We start from the raw sequence: 17674 nt of genomic DNA on the forward strand, positions 1-17674 counted from the left end.
ATTGCGAAACAGCAAGGGAACGGTTATACAGGCCGCGAATTTCCCATTTTGGTGGCTCTAAACCACCGCCCGCGCGGGAACGCGGGCGAACGAGAAGGATTTTTAAAATGGCCAATACGCTGCTGATGCCCAAGGCGACCGCCGTCTGGCTGGTCGACAACACCGCGCTCTCCTTTGAGCAGATCGCGCAGTTCTGCGGGCTGCATCCGCTCGAGGTCAAGGCGATCGCCGATGGCGAATCGGCGCAAGGCATCAAGGGCATGGACCCGATCATGACCGGCCAGCTGACCCGCGACGAGATCGCGCGCGCCGAGAAGGATCCGAACCAGCGCCTGAAGCTTTCCGATCCCAAGGTGCGGGTGCCGGAATCCAAGCGCAAGGGTCCGCGCTACACGCCGCTGTCGAAGCGCCAGGACCGGCCGAACGCCATCCTGTGGCTGGTGCGCAACCATCCCGAACTCAAGGACGCCCAGATTTCGCGTCTCGTCGGCACCACCAAGTCGACGATCGAGCAGATCCGCGAACGCAAGCACTGGAACTCGGCCAATCTGCAGCCGATGGATCCGGTGACGCTGGGTCTTGCCTCGCAGATCGACCTCGACATGGAAGTCAACCGTGCCTCGCGCGGCCGCGAGCAGGCGCAGCCGGTCGGCGACACGCTGCTGCCCGCGGCCCTGACCGAGCGGCTGGTGCCGGCTCCCGAAAAGCCGAAGGACGAAGATGCCGAACTCGACGCCAACGCCGTGTTCGCCAAGCTCTCGGCACTGAAGTCGAAGAACGAGGACGCGGACGACGAGTGAGCGTCTCGACAGACCAAAAAGCCCGCTTCGAGCGGGCTTTTTTTTCTCTTGGGATCTCAGCTTCGCGCCACGCGGTCCGGCGCCATGCCGTAGTCCTCGCTGCGCTCCACCGCCCGGTAGAAGTCGGCAAGCTGCTTGCCGCGCTCCGGCTTGAAGATGCGGCCGGCGATCACCACCGAGGCGATGCGGTCGATGCGGAAGGCTCGAAAATCGTCGCGCATTTCGCACCAGGCGACCAGCGTCCACACCTTGCCCCAGAACCACAGGCCGAGCGGCCGGATGTCGCGCGCGGTGCTACGGCCGGCTTCGTCCGAGTAGTCAACGGTCAGCACCTGGCGCTTCTCGACGGCGCGCTCGATCAGGTCGATCGCCTCGCGGGCGGCGTCGCTCACCACCCACATCGGCGTATGGATCTCGGTGCGGGCGATGCGGTCTTTCTCCGCGTCGGGCAGCACGGCGCCGATCTTGACCAGCGCCTCGTCGGCGGCGCGTGCCATGGCGGCGCCGCCAAAGGCGCGCACCATGCGCGCGCCGGCAACCAGCGCCACGATCTCGTCACGCGTGAACATCAGCGGCGGAAGGTCGAAACCCTCCCTCATCATGTAGCCAACACCGGCCTCGCCGTCGATCGGCACCCCGGTCGACTGCAGGTCGGCTATGTCGCGGTAGATCGTTCGCTCGGAAACCTCGAGCCACGTGCCGAGCTTCTGGGCGGTGACCAGACGGCCACCCCGCAGATGCTGCACGATCTGAAAGAGCCTGTCGGCGCGGCGCATCGTTTGCTTCCCCAGTGGTTTTCCCATGCATGCCGTGGCTCCCGGACCGGATCCACTTGCGAATGACATGCATTACGGCTTCAGTCCTTCGCGCTTGCGCTGCGCGGCAACGAACTCCGCGCCAAAGGACAGTTTCTTCGTTGTCGGCGTCTTGGCATCGAGCACGCGCCAGAAGGGAGCGATGTCGCTCAGCGTCATGCCGCGCTCCAGGTCTTCCCTGGCGGCTTCGGCAACCGTGCGCAGATGATAGCCGATGGTGACCGGGCATGTCACTTCGGCACCGTGTTCGACGGCAAGCGCCGTGCGCAACGCACGCACGTCCATCTCGACGCCTTCGGGAATGGAGCGGATGAAGTCATCGACCTGCCGTGCGGTCGGCACCAGCATCGGCTGGCCTTCGATGACATCTCCCACCGTGCGTGGCGTTGGTTTCACGCCGTTGATGCCAGGCGTGTTCAGCCTGTCGTTCCAGCTTTTCATCGATCGTCCTCTCGGCCGGCCTTGCGCATTGTCCCACCATCGCACGCGCCTCCTGACAGCATACTGTCAGGAGGCTTCAGCATATTCCCTGGCGAACAGCGTCCGCATCTGCGCGAGATCGCTGCTTCTTTCCGGATAGAGCGTCTTCAGAAAGGCGAGGGCAAAGGTGCCCGGCGCCGAACCCGGCGCGGATACGATCTTGCCGTCCGCGACCGCGTGCGGCACGTCCTGGTAGTTGTTGTCGCCCGCATAGCCGGCTTCATGACCGTTGATCCAGTCGCGGCCATTGCTGGTATGTTTGGCATGTCCGAACATGCCGGCCCGAGCCAGAGCCAGCGTGCCGGCGCAGATCCCGCCGACGACACCGCCGCGCGTTGCAACGGAGTTCAGCAGTTCGGCGACATCCGGCGGTGCCTTGCCCGCCCACTGGTCGGAACCGATGACGGCGACAGCATCGAGATCGGCATTCTCTTCAACGCCGGCCGAGCGGTCAGGCGTCAGCCGAAAACCGCTGATTCCGGTCACCGGCCTGCCTTCGGGGGTCAGCGACACGGCGCGGGCGCCGAACCATTCAACCGCCGAGGCCGCCAGCAAGCCATACTCCCAGTCGGCAAAACCTTCGATGAAGAGGAAGCCGATTGTCTTCTGTTCGGGCATAAGCTCGCTCCATCCCCGGCGCGCCATAGCTTCATTTTCATGCATGTCGTGCCCCCAAGCCGGGGGCGATTTTCGGGCTACATGCATCGATATCTGGGCATTGGCGCATCCATGTCCAATATCGACGTCGAAAAATTCGCCTCAATTGCCGCGAGAGCGACGTTCCGCATACATATCCGGCCAGCCGATATCCTTGCGGATGTCCGCGGGCAGTGCGTTCATGAAACGCTGCGTGCGGATTTCGTTGCGCATGGTGCGAACCTTGCCGACATAGTGCTGCATGCCGCGCAGAATGGTGAAACCGTTCATGGCTATTCTCCTCTCTCTGACTGAATGCAGTATCGCACACCCCTCCTGACAGCAGTCTGTCAGGAGGATGGCAGGGTTCGCGGCGATAGCTCCGCCTGATACAGATCCGGGAAGGCCATCCTCGAACCGCAAACTCGGGCCAGCGAGCAGGAGGAGGATTGTTCACCGTATGAGTGCTTATCGATGGGTCATTGTTCAATCCGCGGCGACGGACTGTCGGGATACAAGGCCTTCAGCGATGGGGCCGCAGTTCTGATATGACAGGAGAAAATTCTTCCCCAAAAACAGGGAGACGACCATGAGCCTGCAACTGACAGGAATCCACCATCTGACCGCCATCACCGCCAATGCACCCGGCAATCTTCACTTCTATACGAAGGTGCTGGGCCTGCGGCTGGTCAAGAAGACGGTGAACCAGGACGATACGTCGGCCTACCACCTCTTCTATGCCGACGGTGAGGCAACACCGGGCACCGACCTCACCTTCTTCGACTGGCCGGTTGGCCGCGAACGACGCGGCACCCACAGCATCGCGCGGACCAGCCTCAGGGTCGGCAGCCAGGAGAGCCTTGCCTGGTGGAAGCAGCACCTGGCCGCTGAAAACATCGTGACAGGAGAGATTGCCGACATCGGCGGCTACCCCGGCCTCGATTTCGAGGATCCTGAAGGCCAGCGTCTGCGGCTGATCAGCGATGGCGGGAAGGGCGGCAGCCACCCCTGGGCGCAAAGCCCGGTGCCGGCCGAGCATCAGATTCGCGGGCTCGGGCCAATCGTCATCAGCGTCCCCGACATCACCAATACAGAGGCGGTGCTGACCAGGGTGATGAACATGCGCAAGGTCCGCGACTATGCCTCGCCGGACGGCGAGGGCCAGGTCCACGTGTTCGAAATGGGCGCGGGCGGGCCGGCGGCAGAGCTTCATGTCGCCGTGCAGCCCGGGCTGGCGCCGGCAAGGCAAGGCGCCGGCGCTGTTCACCACGTCGCCTTCAGGGCGCCGGACCAGGAGACGCTGCATCAATGGACCGCCCGTCTGGGCGAATTCCGCCTGCCGTCGAGCGGCGAGGTCGAGCGCTACTACTTCCGCTCGCTCTATTTCCGCGAGCCGAACGGCATCCTGTTCGAGATCGCCACGGATGGGCCGGGCTTCACCGCGGATGAGCCGCTGGAGACACTGGGCGAAAGCCTGGCCCTGCCGCCGTTCCTAGAACCGAAGCGCGCCTCGATCGAAGCCGGCCTCAAGCCGCTGAGGTAACTCAAGACAGACGGACGAGAGGAGCACTTTGACAGCCGGCCGCCATGCAGGGCAAAAAGCGGCTGTCGAAATTCCTCTCGTTCGTTGTGAGACCATGACTGTCGGCCAGCCGCTCATGCCAGCCACCGCCGCCGGCCTGACACGGAGTGATTCCCAGGCGTTGGCCATGTTGGTGCTGGCCGCGGTCTCGGCGTCGCTCGCCTTTTACAACCTCGACTTCCCTTTTGGGATCCAGCCGGACGAGTCGATCAAGGTGGCGTTTGCCGCGGGGCAGCACCACAATTACGCACACCCTCCATTGTTGATCGTATTGGCCCGCTTCGCGGGATGGCTTTCCGGCGCGTCGAACGAACATGACTATTTGCTGGCTGGCCGAAGTGTCAGCGCGTTGGCCTGTGTTGCGGCAAGTATCCTCTTCTATATCGTGTTGCGGCGATACGCGGATGATATCAATGCCTTCCTGTGGGCTTGCGTTTTCGCGGTCTCGCCAGCCATCGCGGTTCACGCGCATTACTTCAAGGAAGACGCTGTCCTGGTCTTCGCCCTGTGTGTCGGGCTGCATGCGCTCGTTCGGCTGAAGGAGCAGGTTAACTCAGTCAATCTCGTCTATTTCGGATTTGCGCTCGGCCTCGCCGTCTCGGCGAAATATGTGGGCGCCGGCAACAGCCTCGTTCTTTTCATCGTGGCGATCGTCTACTGCCGGCTCGGTCTCAGGCAGACCGCCATTATCGTCGCCGCTGACGCGCTTACCATATTGGCAATCTTTGGCGTGTCGCTGCTGACCGAGGCCGGAAGTGGCCTTTCAACGGTGATCAAAGGCCTTGGCTCGGAACTGATACACGCTGAAACAGGCCACGACCTCAGGGAATGGTTCTGGGAGGGCTACGGGCTCACGCATTTCCGTTACCATCTGATCCCCAGCCTCAGCGGCCCGACCGTGGCGATCGCGCTTGGGGCGATCGCTTTTGCCATCATCGCCGACCGCAACAAATATGTTGCCGCCTACGCGGGCGGGGCCTTCATCTGGCTCTTCCTGCTCGAACTCTCGCCACTCAAAATCGTCGGCTCCATGCGTTACATCCTGCCGGTGGTTGTCTATCTGCTGTTGGCCGCGGGTATTGCCTGTTCCAGGTCGATCGGGTCGCGAGGCAGGCCGGTGGCGATCGGACTTGGACTTGTCGCGATGGTTGCCAGCGCGCACGCCGGCATGACCTATGTCGCGAACCTGGACCGGGAAACGGATACACGCTTTGCGGCGATGCGCTTCCTTGAAAAGCAAGGAGTCACGCGTTTCGTGGTGGATTTTCCAATGGGAGAGCCGGCACCGGAAACCAAGGACTACCGCAATCTCTCGTCGGCCGACTACCTCGTATCGTTGAAGTTTCAGCGATATCTGCGCGGCGGAGGATTGAGAGCGCAGGATCCGCTGATTTATGAGCTTGCCGGCATGTTCCATTGCCTCGACGGCCATGTCGTGGCGCAATTTTCGAAGCCATATGGGGACTATGGCTATGTCGCGCCGACGGTAAGGATCTATGATCTGCGCAACGCGCGATCCTGCATCCCCGCCAGCATGGTCCGCTGATGGCATGCGCTGAAACATCTGGCTTCGGCCGGTGATGTATAAGCAGGTTTTGACAGCCGGTCGCGTTGCTGGTCAAAGGCGGCATGACGAAACTTCTCGCCCTTGTCATCGTCGGCTTCATGGTCATCCAGCTGATCAAGCCAATCGGCTGGCCCGGGCTGAAGCGCCGCGCCGATTTCTGGAAGCTGGCGCTTCTGGCGATGGCCGCGATCTCGCTGGCGGCCGTGCTCGGGCATTTGACATAGGCCTTCCCAAGACAAGATAGGCTTCTTGGCTGTCAGCTGGCGAGGACCATGCCGACGAGATGTTCCGCCCAGGCCCGGTAACCCGCCTCCGAGGCATGAAAGCCGTCCGAGGCAAAACCGGCCTCGGGATTGGTGATCGGCAGGCGGGGTGCGGGCAATGCGCCGCGCTCCAGGCAAAGCCGCTCGCCCATCCTGTTCATCGCGGTGGCGCGGATTTCGAGGATTTTGCCCAGCAGCGTCGGCATGGCGGGAGCGCGGGTGAACTCCAGCACCGGCGACCACACCACGCGCGCCTCCGGCCATTTGGCGCGCAGCGCGTAGAGCAGGCCGCCGAACTCCTTCTTGAAGCGCGGCACGGAATGAAAATTCTTGGTGTCGTTGGTGCCGATGGCGAGCACGATATGCGTCCACGGATCGGCCGACAGATTGGGCAGGACGTGGTCGCGGATTTGGCCCGACGTCGCCGAATTGAAGCCGGCGGCGCGCCAGCGCACGGCCTGGCCGGTACGCTGCGAGACCAGAACGGCGAGCTGCGCGGCAAGCCCGTCCTCGGAATTGCCTATGCCGACCGAGGCGGCGGAGGAATCGCCCAGCACCAGCAGCGAGATCGCCGGTGACTTGCCTGATATCTCATGCATGACCGGCCCCTGCGCCGGCAGCATCCGCGAGGTGCGGCGGCGCACACCCAATCCCTGCCAGACATAGATGGGGAAGGCGAGCCAGGTGAGAAGGGCGGGAAAACGCATGGCGATACCGTGGAATGATTTGCGGCAGGCTTAGCGCATGTTTCGGCGGAGGTGAACGCCTTCAGTCGCAGCAGTTCGGCTGGCCCGCCTGCTTGTCCTGATATTCGTCGTGCAGCCGCACCCAGTCCATCAGGCCGTGATAAGGGCCATTTTCATTGCGGCCTTTCGGCGTCATATCGAGATAATCATAGGCGCCGATCTGCGCCTCGCCGCCGCGCGCACGCGACAGAAAGGTGAGGAAGATGTCACCGTTCTCGTCCTGATAGAAAACACTGGTACCGGGAAGCTCCTTCGATGTCCGCGGACGGGTCTCGAAATTGTAGGTGGTGTCGCCGGCCGCAATCTGCTTGTCGGTGAAGGAAACCTGCATGTCGAAGTTGAAGTCCGAAGCATAGGACGACACCCAGTCGAATTTCCAGCCCATGCGCCGCTTGTAGGGCAGAAGCTCGGCCAGCGGCGCGCGCGAGATCACCACCAGGGATACATCGTGATGCCTCAGATGCTGGTTGGCGCCGTCTATATGATCGGCAAGGAAGGAGCAGCCCTCGCAGTGATGCCTGCAGCCCGGCCCGAACATGAAGTGGTAGACGATCAGCTGGCTGTTGGCGCCAAACAGGTCGGCCAGTTTCTTTGGCCCCTGTTCAGTCTCGAAGACATAATCCTTCCTGATCTTCAGCCAGGGTAATTCACGCCGCTCGGCCGCGATGCGCTCGCGAAGCCGGGTCAGTTCCTTCTCGCGGGCCAGATGTGCCTTGTGCGCCTGGAACCAGTCTTCGCGTGAAACGATCTTGTTGCGATGCATGAATCTCTCCCTGTCTGCACCCCAAGGACGTTCGGGATGAGCGCAAACCGACATCGCTCGTTGGTTGAGCATGATCCCTGGACAAGCCGGCTCCCGTTTGTCCGGGAAGACCGGATTCCACTTTTTGGATCATGCTCCAGCGCCGAGAGGGAGATAAGGATGGACAGGCTCCATCCCAAGCCCGGGCCTGCCGCAAACAAAAACCCGGGCGCATTGGCCCGGGTTCGAAGAAGACGAGAGAACTGTGTTCAGGCGGCCTGTTCGAGGCTCGCCTTCCATTTTCCGAGCGCGGCCAGATAGTTCATGTGAGCGCGATGGGTGAAGGCGGCCTGACCGGCGGCGACATTCGATGCCTTGCCGCTCCAGGCCTTCTGCGGGGCGGCCTGCAGCGCGCGGCCGTAGGAGAAGGTCAGCTTCCACGGATGCGGGCCGATGGCGTTGATGGCGTTGAGGTTGGCGGTCGCCTCCTCGTCCTCCTGGCCGCCGGAAAGGAAGGCGATGCCCGGGACCGCAGCCGGCACCGTCTCGCGGAAAAGTTTTATGGTCATCTCGGCGACCTTTTCGGGACTGTCCACCGTGCCTGACTTCTTGCCCGACAGCACCATGTTGGGCTTCAGGATCGTGCCTTCGAGCACGACGCGGGCCGCGTAGAGCTCGTTATAGAGCTTGAGCAAAGTCATCTTGCTGATCTCGTAGCACGTGTCGATCGAATGGGCGCCGTCCATCAGCACTTCCGGCTCGACGATCGGCACGATGCCGGCTTCCTGGCAAAGGGCGGCGTAGCGGGCCAGTGCATGGGTGTTGGAGCCGATAGAGGTCGCCGACGGCACGCCCTTGGCGGTGTCGATGTCGATCACCGCGCGCCATTTGGCGAAGCGGGCGCCGAGCTTGTAGTAGTCGGCAAGGCGTTCGCGCAGGCCGTCGAGGCCCTCGGTGATGGTGTCGCCGGGGAAGGCGGCCAGAGGCTTGGCGCCGGCATCGACCTTGATGCCGGGGATGGCGCCTGCCGCCTTGATGATGTCGACAAGCGGCGTGCCGTCGGCGGCCTTTTGGCGGATCGTCTCGTCATAGAGGATGACGCCGGAAATATACTTGGTCATCGCGTCCTTGGCGCGGAACATCATCTCGCGATAGTCGCGGCGGCTGTCGGCGGTCGATTCGACGCCAATGACATCGAAGCGCTTCTTGATCGTGCCGGAGCTTTCATCGGCGGCCAGCAGGCCCTTGCCGTTGGCCACGATCGCGGCGGCAATGTCTTCGAGACGTTCGCTCATCATGCTTCTCCTGAAAGGGGTTCGTTCCGCGCTTAACGGAAGTCTACCGCCAAAGGAATGGCATCGGAAAGCTCGAATCGATTGAAAGTTCCGAGCGCCTTTTTTGGCGCTGTCGTCGCGGTTAGGCCTTCTTCTTCAGCACGTCGACGCCGGGCAGGGGCTTGCCTTCCATCCATTCCAGGAAGGCGCCGCCGGCGGTCGAGACATAGGTGAAGTCGTCGGCGACACCGGCGTGGTTGAGCGCCGCCACCGTATCGCCGCCACCGGCGACGGAGATCAGCTTGCCGGCCTTGGTGCGGGCCGCCGCGTGCTGGGCGGCAGCCACCGTGGCGTGGTCGAACGGCGCGATCTCGAAGGCGCCGAGCGGGCCGTTCCAGACCAGCGTCGCGGCACGGTCGATCCACTCGCCGATCGTCGTCACGGTCTTGGCGCCGACATCGAGGATCATGCCGTCGGCCGGCACCTCCGATATGGCAACGGTCTCGCAGGCCGCACCCGCCTTGAACTCCTTGGCGACGACGCCGTCGACGGGCAGGATGATGGCGCAGCCGGCCTCCGCCGCCTCGATCATGATCTGCTTGGCGGTGGGGGCGAGGTCATGCTCGCACAGCGACTTGCCGACAGCGGTGCCACGCGCGGCCAGGAAGGTGTTGGCCATGCCGCCGCCGATCACCAGTGCGTCGACCTTCTTCACCAGGTTCATCAGCAGGTCGATCTTGGTCGAGACCTTGGCGCCGCCGACGATGGCGACGACCGGGCGCACCGGTTTGCCCAGGCCTTTCTCCAGTGCTTCCAGTTCAGCCTGCATGGTGCGGCCGGCAAAGGCCGGCAACAGACGGGCCAGCCCTTCGGTCGAGGAGTGGGCGCGGTGGGCCGCCGAAAAGGCGTCGTTGACGAAGATGTCGCCATTGGCGGCGAGCCTTTCGGTGAAGGCCGGGTCGTTCTTTTCCTCGGCCTTGTAGAAGCGGGTGTTTTCGAAGAGCAGCACGTCGCCCTTGTTCATGGCCGCGACCGCACTGCCCGCCGTGTCGCCGACGCAATCCGAGGCAAAGCCGACGGGGCGGCCGAGCACCTCGGCCGTCGCCCTGGCGATCGGCTCCAGCGAGAATTCGGGCGAGGGACCATCCTTCGGCCGGCCGAAATGCGCGAGCAGGATGACCTTGGCGCCCTTGCCGGACAATTCGGCGATGGTCGGCGCGATGCGCTCGATGCGGGTGGCGTCGGTGACCTTGCCGTCGGCGACGGGAACGTTGAGGTCGACGCGCACCAGCACGCGCTTGCCGCTGATGTTGCCGATATCGTCCAGTGTCTTGAAGGCAGCCATGCCGGTCCCTTTCCTTGGAAAATCGCCGGGACCATACCCCGCATCGGTGCCGATGCAAGGCTTTGGCCACGGTGTGGTGCGAAATTTTGAGGCGGGCGGGGACATAGTCCGTGAAGATCGGCCCACGCCGACGGGAGAGGGCAAACGATCGCTGTTGTCAGCTTCCGGTCGTTGCCTTTTCAGCCGGTGGCTCGGGGCCGTCTTCGGGCTCTGCCGCCACCTGCGTCTCGATCGGCTTGCGCCAGTTGCGGATAAAGGCGCTCAGACGGTCGCCCATCTCGCCGGCGCTGAGGAACACCGGCACCCGCGCCACCGGTGCGGTCGGCTCGAAGGAAAGACCGAGGCCCGTGATCCTGCCCTTGTCGTCGACGTCCCTGACGATCAGTTCGATCGAGCCGATGAGCACTCGGTCGGCATATTCGGCATGGCCGCCGAGCCGCGCCGTGACCAGCGCGCCGACGGTCTGTTTCTGCTCCGCTTCGGTCAGGCCCGGCGCGTAGGCGGCCTCCAGCTCGGCGGCGGAGCGCGCCGGGTCGACGGCGAAGGCGCCGAAGAAATCGGCATCCTCGGGGTCGACCACGGCGCGGCTGGCGAACAGCTTGTCGAGCAGGCGCGGATAGCGGTCCGGCACGAAGATGTAGACCTGGTCGCCGGCGGCCAGCCGGCCCATGTCCTGGAAGCGCATCGAGCGGCCGTCGCGCAGCACCAGCGAGGGCCGTGCCCAGCGCGGAATGCGCTCGCCGCGCGCCACAGGGCTGCCAGGTGCGACGCGATAGGCGAGAAGCTCGTGATGGGCGGAGCCGGGGAGTTCGAGTTCGACCTTGTCCAGCGGTCCCAACCGTGCCGGGACGATGAGGCCGAGGCGGCGTGCCAGCGGACCGACCGTCCAGCCCTGAACGACCAGGGACACCAGCACGATGATGAACGCCGTGTTGAAGATGACGCGGCCGTTCTCCAGCCCGCCGAGCAGCGGCGTGATGGCAAGCAGGATGGACACGGCGCCGCGCAGGCCGACCCAGGAGACGAAGGCGACTTCGGGTCGCGGCAGGCGGAACGGAATCAGGCAGAGCCAGACCGCGACGGGTCTTGCGACAAACATCAGGAACAGGCCGAGCAGCACCGCCGGCACCATGATCGCCGGAAACTGCGAGGGTGTCGCGAACAGGCCAAGGATCAGGAACATGATGATCTGCGCGAGCCAGGACATGCCGTCCTGGAAGCGCTTCAGGATGGTGACGGCGCGGATGTCGGAATTGCCGGCAATGAGGCCGGCGATATAGACCGCCAGAAAACCCGAACCGCCAATGGCGCCGGCGGCGGCGAAGACCATCAGCGACAGGGTCAGCACGAAGATCGGCAGCAGGCCGTGGTCGAGGTTGAGCCGGTCGACGAGACGCACGATGGCAAGGCCACCGAGCACGCCGACGATGGCGCCGAGGCCCATATTGACGAGGAAGCCGAGGATCAGGCTGGTGACCAGGACGTCAGCTTCGGGGTTGGCGTGGGCGGCGATGACCTCGACCAGAGTGATGGTCAGGAAGATGGCGATCGGGTCGTTGCTGCCGGATTCCACCTCGAGCGTGGAGCGCACGCGTTCGCGCAGATTGATCTCGCCGGCGCGCAGCAGGAAGAACACCGCCGCGGCGTCGGTCGAAGCGACGGCGGCCCCGAGCAGGAAGGATTCCAGCCAGCTCAAATCGAGAAGATAGTAGGCTGCGGCGCCGAAAAGGCCGGTGGTGAGAAGCACGCCGAAGGTCGCCAGCGAGAGCGCCGGGCCCGCCGCCTGCCGCAAGGCGTTGAGCGGCGTGCCGAAGCCGGAATCGAACAGGATGACGGCGAGAGCCAGTGAGCCGGCAAAATAGGCGATGCGGGCATTGTCGAATTCGATGCCGAGACCGTCGGTTCCGGTGGCGAGCCCGATGCAGAGAAAGAGCAGGAGGAGAGGGGCTCCGAAGCGGAAGGCGATCAGGCTCGAAAACGCGGCGGCGACAACGAGCGCCGTGCCGACCAGCGTGACGAGATAGATCGCATGCTCCATCCGTGATTTGCCCCCTCGAATTCCTGCCGCATGCCCCCGAAATCGGGATCGATTTCGGAAAGGATCATGCGCAAATCAAAAGTGTTACAGCGTCCCTTGCGCGTCCAAGGACGCGCGGCGCTGTAATGTCTTCCCGATTCAATGGAGAGTGGGGCGAAGGCATGGCCAGTGCAAGGCGGCAGGGTGGTTTTTTGGCCGAAGCCGCCGATTTTCGTCGCTGCTCCGGCAAATGAAAACGCCCGGACAAAGCCGGGCGTTTCAAGTCTCTGGAAGATGGGGCCGCGATCAGGCGATGGTCTTGCCGAAGGCGACGGCCGTGTCACCCATGCGGTTGGAGAAGCCCCATTCATTATCGTACCAGGACAGCACCGAAACGAAGTTGCCGTCCATCACCTTGGTCTGGTCTAGCGCCATGATCGAGGACCGCGGATCGTGGTTGAAGTCGATCGACACGTTCGGGTGATGAGTGACGCCGAGAATGCCCTTCAACTTGCCATTGGAGGCGGCGATGACCGCGTCGTTGATTTCCTGGACCGTGGTCGGACGCTTGGCGATGAACTTGAAGTCGACGACCGAGACGTTCGGGGTCGGCACGCGGATCGAGATGCCGTCGAGCTTGCCCTTGAGATCGGGCAGCACGAGGCCGATGGCCTTGGCGGCACCGGTCGAGGTCGGGATCTGCGACAGGGCCGCGGCGCGGGCGCGGTAGAGATCCTTGTGCATGGTGTCCAGCGTCGGCTGATCGCCCGTGTAGGAGTGGATCGTCGTCATCATGCCCTTTTCGATGCCGACCGTCTCGTGCAGCACGGCGGCTAGCGGCGCGAGGCAGTTGGTGGTGCAGGAGGCGTTCGAGATGACGATGTGGTCCTTGGTCAGCTTGTCGTGGTTGATGCCATAGACGACGGTGAGGTCGGCGCCTTCGGCAGGGGCCGAGACCAGCACGCGCTTGGCGCCGGCGGTCAGGTGCGCGGCGGCCTTGTCACGGGCGGTGAAGATGCCGGTGCATTCGAGCGCGATGTCGACGCCGAGTTCCTTCCACGGCAGCTGCGTGGGGTCCTTGATGGCGGTGACCTTGAACTTTTCCTTGCCGACCGTGATCTGGTCGCCGGACACCGACACTTCATGCGGGAAGCGGCCGTGCACGCTGTCGTAGCGCAGCAGGTGCGCGTTGGTCTCGACCGGGCCGAGGTCGTTGACCGCGACGACGTCGATGTCCTTGCGGCCGGATTCGTGGATGGCGCGCAGGATGTTGCGGCCGATGCGGCCGAATCCGTTGATGGCAACTCTGACGGTCATTTTTCTCTCCCTGGGAGCTGGAGGGCAGACGATGGGTCCGCAGCTTCATAGCGGCGCAAGCGGAAAGAATCCAGCCGCAGCGACGCAGATTTAAATCGATTAGTTTGGGCCAGTCCGGCGAAATCGCTTTGCGCGGTTTCGCCGGGTCATTTTTGTTTCGTGCAAGTCATCACCCCCAAACCGCAATAAGGCTTGGGCACATGCACAGGCCTTACTTGGCGTGCAGGCGGGCCTCCGCTGCCTTGGCCGCCGCCTCGGCGGTGATGCCGAAATGCGGGTAGAGCTGCTCGATCGTGCCCGAGGCGCCGAAGCCGGTCATGCCGACGAAGATGCCGTCCGAACCGATGAGATGATCCCAGCCCTGGCGGATGCCGGCCTCGATCGCCATCTTGATCGGCGCGTTGCCGATGGTCTTCTTGCGGTAGTCGTCGCTCTGCTTGTCGAACAGTTCGAAGCAAGGCACCGAGACGACGCGGGTCGGATGGCCGTGCTTCTCGAGCAGGTCACGGGCGCCAAGAGCGATCTCGACCTCGGAGCCGGTGGCGAAGATGGTCACCGCCGCCTCGCCGCTGGCCGCGGCCAGTTCATAGGCGCCCTGGCTGCTCAGGTTCTTGGCGGAGTGCTCGGTGCGCACCGTCGGCAGGTTCTGACGGGTCAGCGCCAGGGTCGACGGGGTCTTTTCGGATTCGAGCGCGATCTGCCAGCATTCGGCGGTTTCCACCGCATCGGCCGGGCGGAAGACATTGTGGTTGGGGATGGCGCGCAGGGCCGCCAGGTGCTCGACCGGCTGATGGGTCGGGCCGTCTTCGCCGAGCCCAATGGAATCATGGGTCATGACGAAGATCGAGCGGATGCCCATCAGCGAGGAAAGCCGCATCGACGGGCGGGCATAGTCGGAGAAGCACATGAAGGTGCCGCCATAGGCGATGAGGCCGCCATGCAGCGTCAGGCCGTTGATCGCGGCCGCCATGCCGTGCTCACGGATGCCGTAGTGGACATAGCGCTGGCCATAGTCGTCGGGCGTGATGTTCTTGGTCTGGCTGGTCTTGGTGTTGTTGGAGCCGGTCAGGTCGGCGGAGCCGCCGATGGTTTCCGGCACGGCGCCGTTGATGACTTCCAGCGCCATCTCGGACGATTTGCGGGTGGCGACCTTCGGCTTGTCGGCCGAAAGCTTCTTCTTGTACTCGGCAATGACGGCGTCGAAATTGGACGGCAGCTTGCCGGCGAGGCGGCGCTCGAACTCGGCCTTCAGCTTCGGCTCGGCCTTGGCGAGGCGGCCTTCCCAGTCGGTGCGCGGCTTGGCGCCGGCCTTGCCGGCTGCGCGCCAGGCCTCGAGGATCTCGGCCGGAATCTCGAAAGGCGGCGACTCCCAGTTGAAGAACTTGCGCGCGCCGGCGATCTCGTCGGCGCCGAGCGGCGAGCCGTGCGCCTTGTTGGTGCCGGCCTTGGTCGGGGCGCCGAAGCCGATGGTGGTCTTGCAGGCGATCATCGTCGGCTTGTCGGAATGGCGGGCGGCCTCGATGGCGTAGGCGATCGCTTCCGGATCGGTGCCGTCGATATGGCTGGCATTCCAACCCGAGGCCTGGAAGCGGGCGACCTGGTCGGTGTTGTCGGCGAGCGAAACCGGACCGTCGATCGAGATGTTGTTGTTGTCCCAGAAGACGATCAGCTTGTTGAGCTTCAGATGCCCGGCAAGCGCGATCGCTTCCTGGGAAACACCTTCCATCAGGCAGCCGTCGCCGGCCAGCACATAGGTGTAGTGGTTGACGAGGTCGTTGCCGAAGGCGGCGTTCATGATGCGCTCGCCAAGCGCGAAGCCGACCGAATTGGCCAGCCCCTGGCCGAGCGGGCCGGTCGTCGTCTCGATGCCGGTGGCATGGCCGTACTCGGGATGCCCGGCGGTCTTGGAGCCCAACTGGCGGAAATGCTTGATCTGGTCGATCGTCATGTCCTCGTAGCCGGTCAGGTAGAGCAGCGAATAGAGCAGCATCGAACCATGGCCTGCCGACAGGATGAAGCGGTCGCGGTCGGCCCAGTGCGGGGCCTTGGGATCGTATTTCAGGAAGCGGGTGAACAGCACCGTGGCGATGTCGGCGCAGCCCATGGGCAGGCCGGGATGGCCGGAATTCGCCTTCTCGACAGCGTCCATGGAGAGAAAACGGATCGCATTGGCCATCCGGTCATGTTGTTCACGCGACGTCATGGTTCCTCCAGGGTGGGGGTTTGGGGGCTTGGGAGAGCCCTTGAAAAGGGTGCGCGACACATAGCAGGCGCGGGCTTTTAGTCAACAAATCGGGTGCACATTTGCCAGTCTTGTGATGCCGGCGGCGGGCCTACATTAGCGTTAGCGGGGGACAGTCGCGAGAGCTTTGTTGACGTTGCCTTCACCCGGTGCCTAATGTTTCCGAGATAACGCGTTCTGAACGCGAACGATTCGGTGATGGGCAGGGCACAGGACGAAGCCATGACCGGGGAAAGCACGCTCAAGGAAGTAATCGCCAGGCTGGGCAAGGCCATCGAAGGGCTGGAGAATGCCGTCGCGGCCAAGCTGGAGCACGAGCGCGACTATTCGGAAGCCGAGGCCGAAGTGCAGCGGATGAATGCCGACCGCTCACGGCTGGCGCAGGAACTCGACAATTCCGAAGCGCGCGCCGAACGGCTGGAAGACGCCAACAAGGAAGTCTCGCGACGGCTGGTGACCGCCATGGAAACCATCCGCGCCGTGTTGGACAGATAGGAGCTGGCCCATGGCACAGGTCACGGTTTCAATCGACGGCAAGCAGTATCGCATGGCCTGCGACGAGGGCCAGGAAGAGCATCTGATCGACCTTGCCGAACGCTTCGACCGCTATGTCTCACACCTGAAGGACTCGTTCGGCGAGATCGGCGACCAGCGGCTGACGGTCATGGCCGGCATCATGGTGATGGACGAACTGTCGGAGCTGCAGAAACGCGTCAAGGGCATGGAAAGCGAAGTGCTGACCTTGCGCAAGACTCGCGACGAGGCGTTGACCAAGGCCGATAAGAGCGACAGCGTGCTGACCAACGCGCTCGGCGCGCTGGCGCAGCGCATGGAAGATCTCACGGCGACGCTGGCGATCAACAAGGCCTGAGTTGCCGAAGCCTCGCCGGTGCAACCGGAAGGCTCTTGCGCCGATGCCGTCGGCAGCATGAAAATGCTCATTCCGCCGCCGACAAGAGTTTCATATTATCTTGCAGTCACGATTTTTGCGCTAAGATGCGGCTGTGCCGGAGGGCGGGCGCCTGGTGGCGGCATGGTTTGCCGCCCGTCGCGCTGACCGCGGACCAGATCAGTTACAGGGGAAATGTGCCATGAGCCTTCGTATCAACGACATCGCGCCGGACTTCACCGCCGAGACCACGCAAGGAGAGATCAAGTTCCATGACTGGATCGGCGACGGCTGGGCGATCCTGTTCAGCCATCCGAAGAACTTCACACCGGTCTGCACGACCGAGCTTGGCACGATGGCGGGGCTGGAAGGCGAGTTCAAGAAGCGCAACGTCAAGATCATCGGCATCTCCGTCGATCCGGTCGCGAGCCACGAGAAGTGGCAGGCCGACATCAAGACGGCGACCGGCCATTCGGTGCACTATCCGCTGATCGGCGACAAGGACCTCAAGGTCGCCAAGCTTTACGACATGCTTCCCGCCGGCGCCGGCGAAACCTCGGAGGGTCGCACGCCCGCCGACAACGCCACGGTGCGCTCGGTCTATGTCATCGGACCGGACAAGAAGATCAAGCTGGTACTGACCTATCCGATGACCACGGGCCGCAACTTCGACGAGATCCTGCGCGCGGTCGATTCCATGCAGCTCACCGCCAAGCATCAGGTGGCGACGCCGGCCAACTGGAAGCAGGGCGAAGACGTCATCATCACCGCCGCCGTCTCCAACGAGGATGCGATCAAGCGCTTCGGCGCCTACGAGACCATCCTGCCCTATCTCAGGAAGACCAAGCAGCCATCCGCCTGACGCAGGCGCACCGGAACAGTTTTTGGCTTTTCCGCCTTTGCGGGCCACGTCATGCTTGACTGGCCCGCGAGGGTGGACAACCATGCTCCTGTTGGGT

Annotated in this window: 18 protein-coding genes; 7 read left to right on the forward strand and 11 right to left on the reverse strand. The window is 63.5% G+C overall.

Annotated elements, in window-relative coordinates; all coding sequences use genetic code 11:
* Positions 1-107: 107 nt before the first annotated feature.
* On the forward strand, positions 108-800 hold the full coding sequence (locus AC07UC_RS07960) for a DUF1013 domain-containing protein (protein WP_044548374.1): 693 nt from the start codon (positions 108-110) through the stop codon (positions 798-800).
* Positions 801-856: 56 nt separating this feature from the next.
* On the opposite strand, the gene AC07UC_RS07965 is transcribed toward AC07UC_RS07960, so the two are convergent.
* The 4 genes from AC07UC_RS07965 to AC07UC_RS07980 form a co-directional block, all read right to left on the reverse strand.
* A complete protein-coding gene (locus AC07UC_RS07965; RefSeq protein ID WP_027031515.1) occupies positions 857-1576 on the reverse strand; it encodes a helix-turn-helix transcriptional regulator in 720 nt (239 codons plus the stop codon).
* A gap of 72 nt (positions 1577-1648) precedes the next feature.
* A complete protein-coding gene (locus AC07UC_RS07970) occupies positions 1649-2056 on the reverse strand; it encodes a hypothetical protein (RefSeq protein WP_202325626.1) in 408 nt (135 codons plus the stop codon).
* Positions 2057-2122: 66 nt separating this feature from the next.
* Positions 2123-2713: a DJ-1/PfpI family protein gene (locus tag AC07UC_RS07975; RefSeq protein ID WP_494905003.1), complete on the reverse strand. Its 591-nt coding sequence runs from the start codon at positions 2711-2713 to the stop codon at positions 2123-2125.
* Between the two features lie 141 nt (positions 2714-2854).
* Positions 2855-3022, reverse strand: a complete 168-nt coding sequence (locus AC07UC_RS07980) for a hypothetical protein (protein ID WP_019861634.1) — start codon at positions 3020-3022, stop codon at positions 2855-2857.
* Positions 3023-3320: 298 nt separating this feature from the next.
* On the opposite strand from AC07UC_RS07980, the gene AC07UC_RS07985 reads away from it, so the two are divergent.
* The 3 genes from AC07UC_RS07985 (at position 3321) to AC07UC_RS07995 (ending at position 6104) form a co-directional block, all read left to right on the forward strand.
* The gene (locus AC07UC_RS07985; protein ID WP_494905005.1) at positions 3321-4274 is read left to right on the forward strand and encodes a ring-cleaving dioxygenase; all 954 of its coding nucleotides are present in this window, start codon (positions 3321-3323) and stop codon (positions 4272-4274) included.
* A 28-nt stretch (positions 4275-4302) separates the two neighbouring features.
* Entirely contained in the window at positions 4303-5859 is a 1557-nt protein-coding gene (locus tag AC07UC_RS07990; RefSeq protein WP_494905007.1) for an ArnT family glycosyltransferase, read from the forward strand.
* Between the two features lie 83 nt (positions 5860-5942).
* The gene (locus AC07UC_RS07995) at positions 5943-6104 is read left to right on the forward strand and encodes a hypothetical protein (RefSeq protein ID WP_140776964.1); all 162 of its coding nucleotides are present in this window, start codon (positions 5943-5945) and stop codon (positions 6102-6104) included.
* A 32-nt stretch (positions 6105-6136) separates the two neighbouring features.
* Here AC07UC_RS07995 and AC07UC_RS08000 read toward each other — a convergent pair whose 3' ends face one another.
* The 7 genes from AC07UC_RS08000 to tkt form a co-directional block, all read right to left on the reverse strand.
* Positions 6137-6850, reverse strand: a complete 714-nt coding sequence (locus tag AC07UC_RS08000; protein WP_494905009.1) for an SGNH/GDSL hydrolase family protein — start codon at positions 6848-6850, stop codon at positions 6137-6139.
* A 61-nt stretch (positions 6851-6911) separates the two neighbouring features.
* Positions 6912-7652, reverse strand: coding sequence for a DUF899 domain-containing protein (locus AC07UC_RS08005; RefSeq protein ID WP_494905011.1), 741 nt, complete (start codon positions 7650-7652; stop codon positions 6912-6914).
* Between the two features lie 248 nt (positions 7653-7900).
* Positions 7901-8926, reverse strand: coding sequence for a class I fructose-bisphosphate aldolase (locus AC07UC_RS08010; protein WP_202325631.1), 1026 nt, complete (start codon positions 8924-8926; stop codon positions 7901-7903).
* A gap of 121 nt (positions 8927-9047) precedes the next feature.
* The gene (locus tag AC07UC_RS08015; protein ID WP_494905013.1) at positions 9048-10250 is read right to left on the reverse strand and encodes a phosphoglycerate kinase; all 1203 of its coding nucleotides are present in this window, start codon (positions 10248-10250) and stop codon (positions 9048-9050) included.
* A gap of 157 nt (positions 10251-10407) precedes the next feature.
* Positions 10408-12288, reverse strand: coding sequence for a potassium/proton antiporter (locus tag AC07UC_RS08020; RefSeq protein ID WP_494905015.1), 1881 nt, complete (start codon positions 12286-12288; stop codon positions 10408-10410).
* A 285-nt stretch (positions 12289-12573) separates the two neighbouring features.
* Positions 12574-13584, reverse strand: a complete 1011-nt coding sequence (gene gap / locus AC07UC_RS08025) for a type I glyceraldehyde-3-phosphate dehydrogenase (RefSeq protein ID WP_065005509.1) — start codon at positions 13582-13584, stop codon at positions 12574-12576.
* Positions 13585-13795: 211 nt separating this feature from the next.
* Positions 13796-15787 carry a transketolase gene (gene tkt, locus AC07UC_RS08030; RefSeq protein WP_140777477.1) on the reverse strand — a complete coding sequence of 664 codons (1992 nt, stop codon included), beginning with the start codon at positions 15785-15787 and terminating at the stop codon, positions 13796-13798.
* A gap of 261 nt (positions 15788-16048) precedes the next feature.
* Between tkt and AC07UC_RS08035 the strand changes: the two genes are divergently transcribed.
* The 3 genes from AC07UC_RS08035 to AC07UC_RS08045 all read left to right on the forward strand — a co-directional run bounded on the left by AC07UC_RS08035 (position 16049) and on the right by AC07UC_RS08045 (position 17577).
* Positions 16049-16321 (forward strand): DUF4164 domain-containing protein, encoded by a 273-nt coding sequence (locus AC07UC_RS08035; protein ID WP_056576508.1) that lies wholly within the window; start codon positions 16049-16051, stop codon positions 16319-16321.
* Positions 16322-16331: 10 nt separating this feature from the next.
* Positions 16332-16697, forward strand: coding sequence for a cell division protein ZapA (locus tag AC07UC_RS08040; protein ID WP_056575728.1), 366 nt, complete (start codon positions 16332-16334; stop codon positions 16695-16697).
* Positions 16698-16917: 220 nt separating this feature from the next.
* Positions 16918-17577, forward strand: a complete 660-nt coding sequence (locus tag AC07UC_RS08045; protein ID WP_065005511.1) for a peroxiredoxin — start codon at positions 16918-16920, stop codon at positions 17575-17577.
* Positions 17578-17674: the final 97 nt, after the last annotated feature.

This window comes from Mesorhizobium sp. GW821-FHT04C10 (assembly GCF_059420305.1).

Coding starts and splice junctions, on each gene's coding strand:
- AC07UC_RS07960 (WP_044548374.1), top strand. CDS start 108: ATGGCCAATACGCTGCTGATGCCCAAGGCGACCGCCGTCTGGCTGGTC.
- AC07UC_RS07965 (WP_027031515.1), bottom strand. CDS start 1,576: ATGCGCCGCGCCGACAGGCTCTTTCAGATCGTGCAGCATCTGCGGGGT.
- AC07UC_RS07970 (WP_202325626.1), bottom strand. CDS start 2,056: ATGAAAAGCTGGAACGACAGGCTGAACACGCCTGGCATCAACGGCGTG.
- AC07UC_RS07975 (WP_494905003.1), bottom strand. CDS start 2,713: ATGCCCGAACAGAAGACAATCGGCTTCCTCTTCATCGAAGGTTTTGCC.
- AC07UC_RS07980 (WP_019861634.1), bottom strand. CDS start 3,022: ATGAACGGTTTCACCATTCTGCGCGGCATGCAGCACTATGTCGGCAAG.
- AC07UC_RS07985 (WP_494905005.1), top strand. CDS start 3,321: ATGAGCCTGCAACTGACAGGAATCCACCATCTGACCGCCATCACCGCC.
- AC07UC_RS07995 (WP_140776964.1), top strand. CDS start 5,943: ATGACGAAACTTCTCGCCCTTGTCATCGTCGGCTTCATGGTCATCCAG.
- AC07UC_RS08000 (WP_494905009.1), bottom strand. CDS start 6,850: ATGCGTTTTCCCGCCCTTCTCACCTGGCTCGCCTTCCCCATCTATGTC.
- AC07UC_RS08005 (WP_494905011.1), bottom strand. CDS start 7,652: ATGCATCGCAACAAGATCGTTTCACGCGAAGACTGGTTCCAGGCGCAC.
- AC07UC_RS08010 (WP_202325631.1), bottom strand. CDS start 8,926: ATGAGCGAACGTCTCGAAGACATTGCCGCCGCGATCGTGGCCAACGGC.
- AC07UC_RS08015 (WP_494905013.1), bottom strand. CDS start 10,250: ATGGCTGCCTTCAAGACACTGGACGATATCGGCAACATCAGCGGCAAG.
- AC07UC_RS08020 (WP_494905015.1), bottom strand. CDS start 12,288: ATGGAGCATGCGATCTATCTCGTCACGCTGGTCGGCACGGCGCTCGTT.
- gap (WP_065005509.1), bottom strand. CDS start 13,584: ATGACCGTCAGAGTTGCCATCAACGGATTCGGCCGCATCGGCCGCAAC.
- tkt (WP_140777477.1), bottom strand. CDS start 15,787: ATGACGTCGCGTGAACAACATGACCGGATGGCCAATGCGATCCGTTTT.
- AC07UC_RS08035 (WP_056576508.1), top strand. CDS start 16,049: ATGACCGGGGAAAGCACGCTCAAGGAAGTAATCGCCAGGCTGGGCAAG.
- AC07UC_RS08040 (WP_056575728.1), top strand. CDS start 16,332: ATGGCACAGGTCACGGTTTCAATCGACGGCAAGCAGTATCGCATGGCC.
- AC07UC_RS08045 (WP_065005511.1), top strand. CDS start 16,918: ATGAGCCTTCGTATCAACGACATCGCGCCGGACTTCACCGCCGAGACC.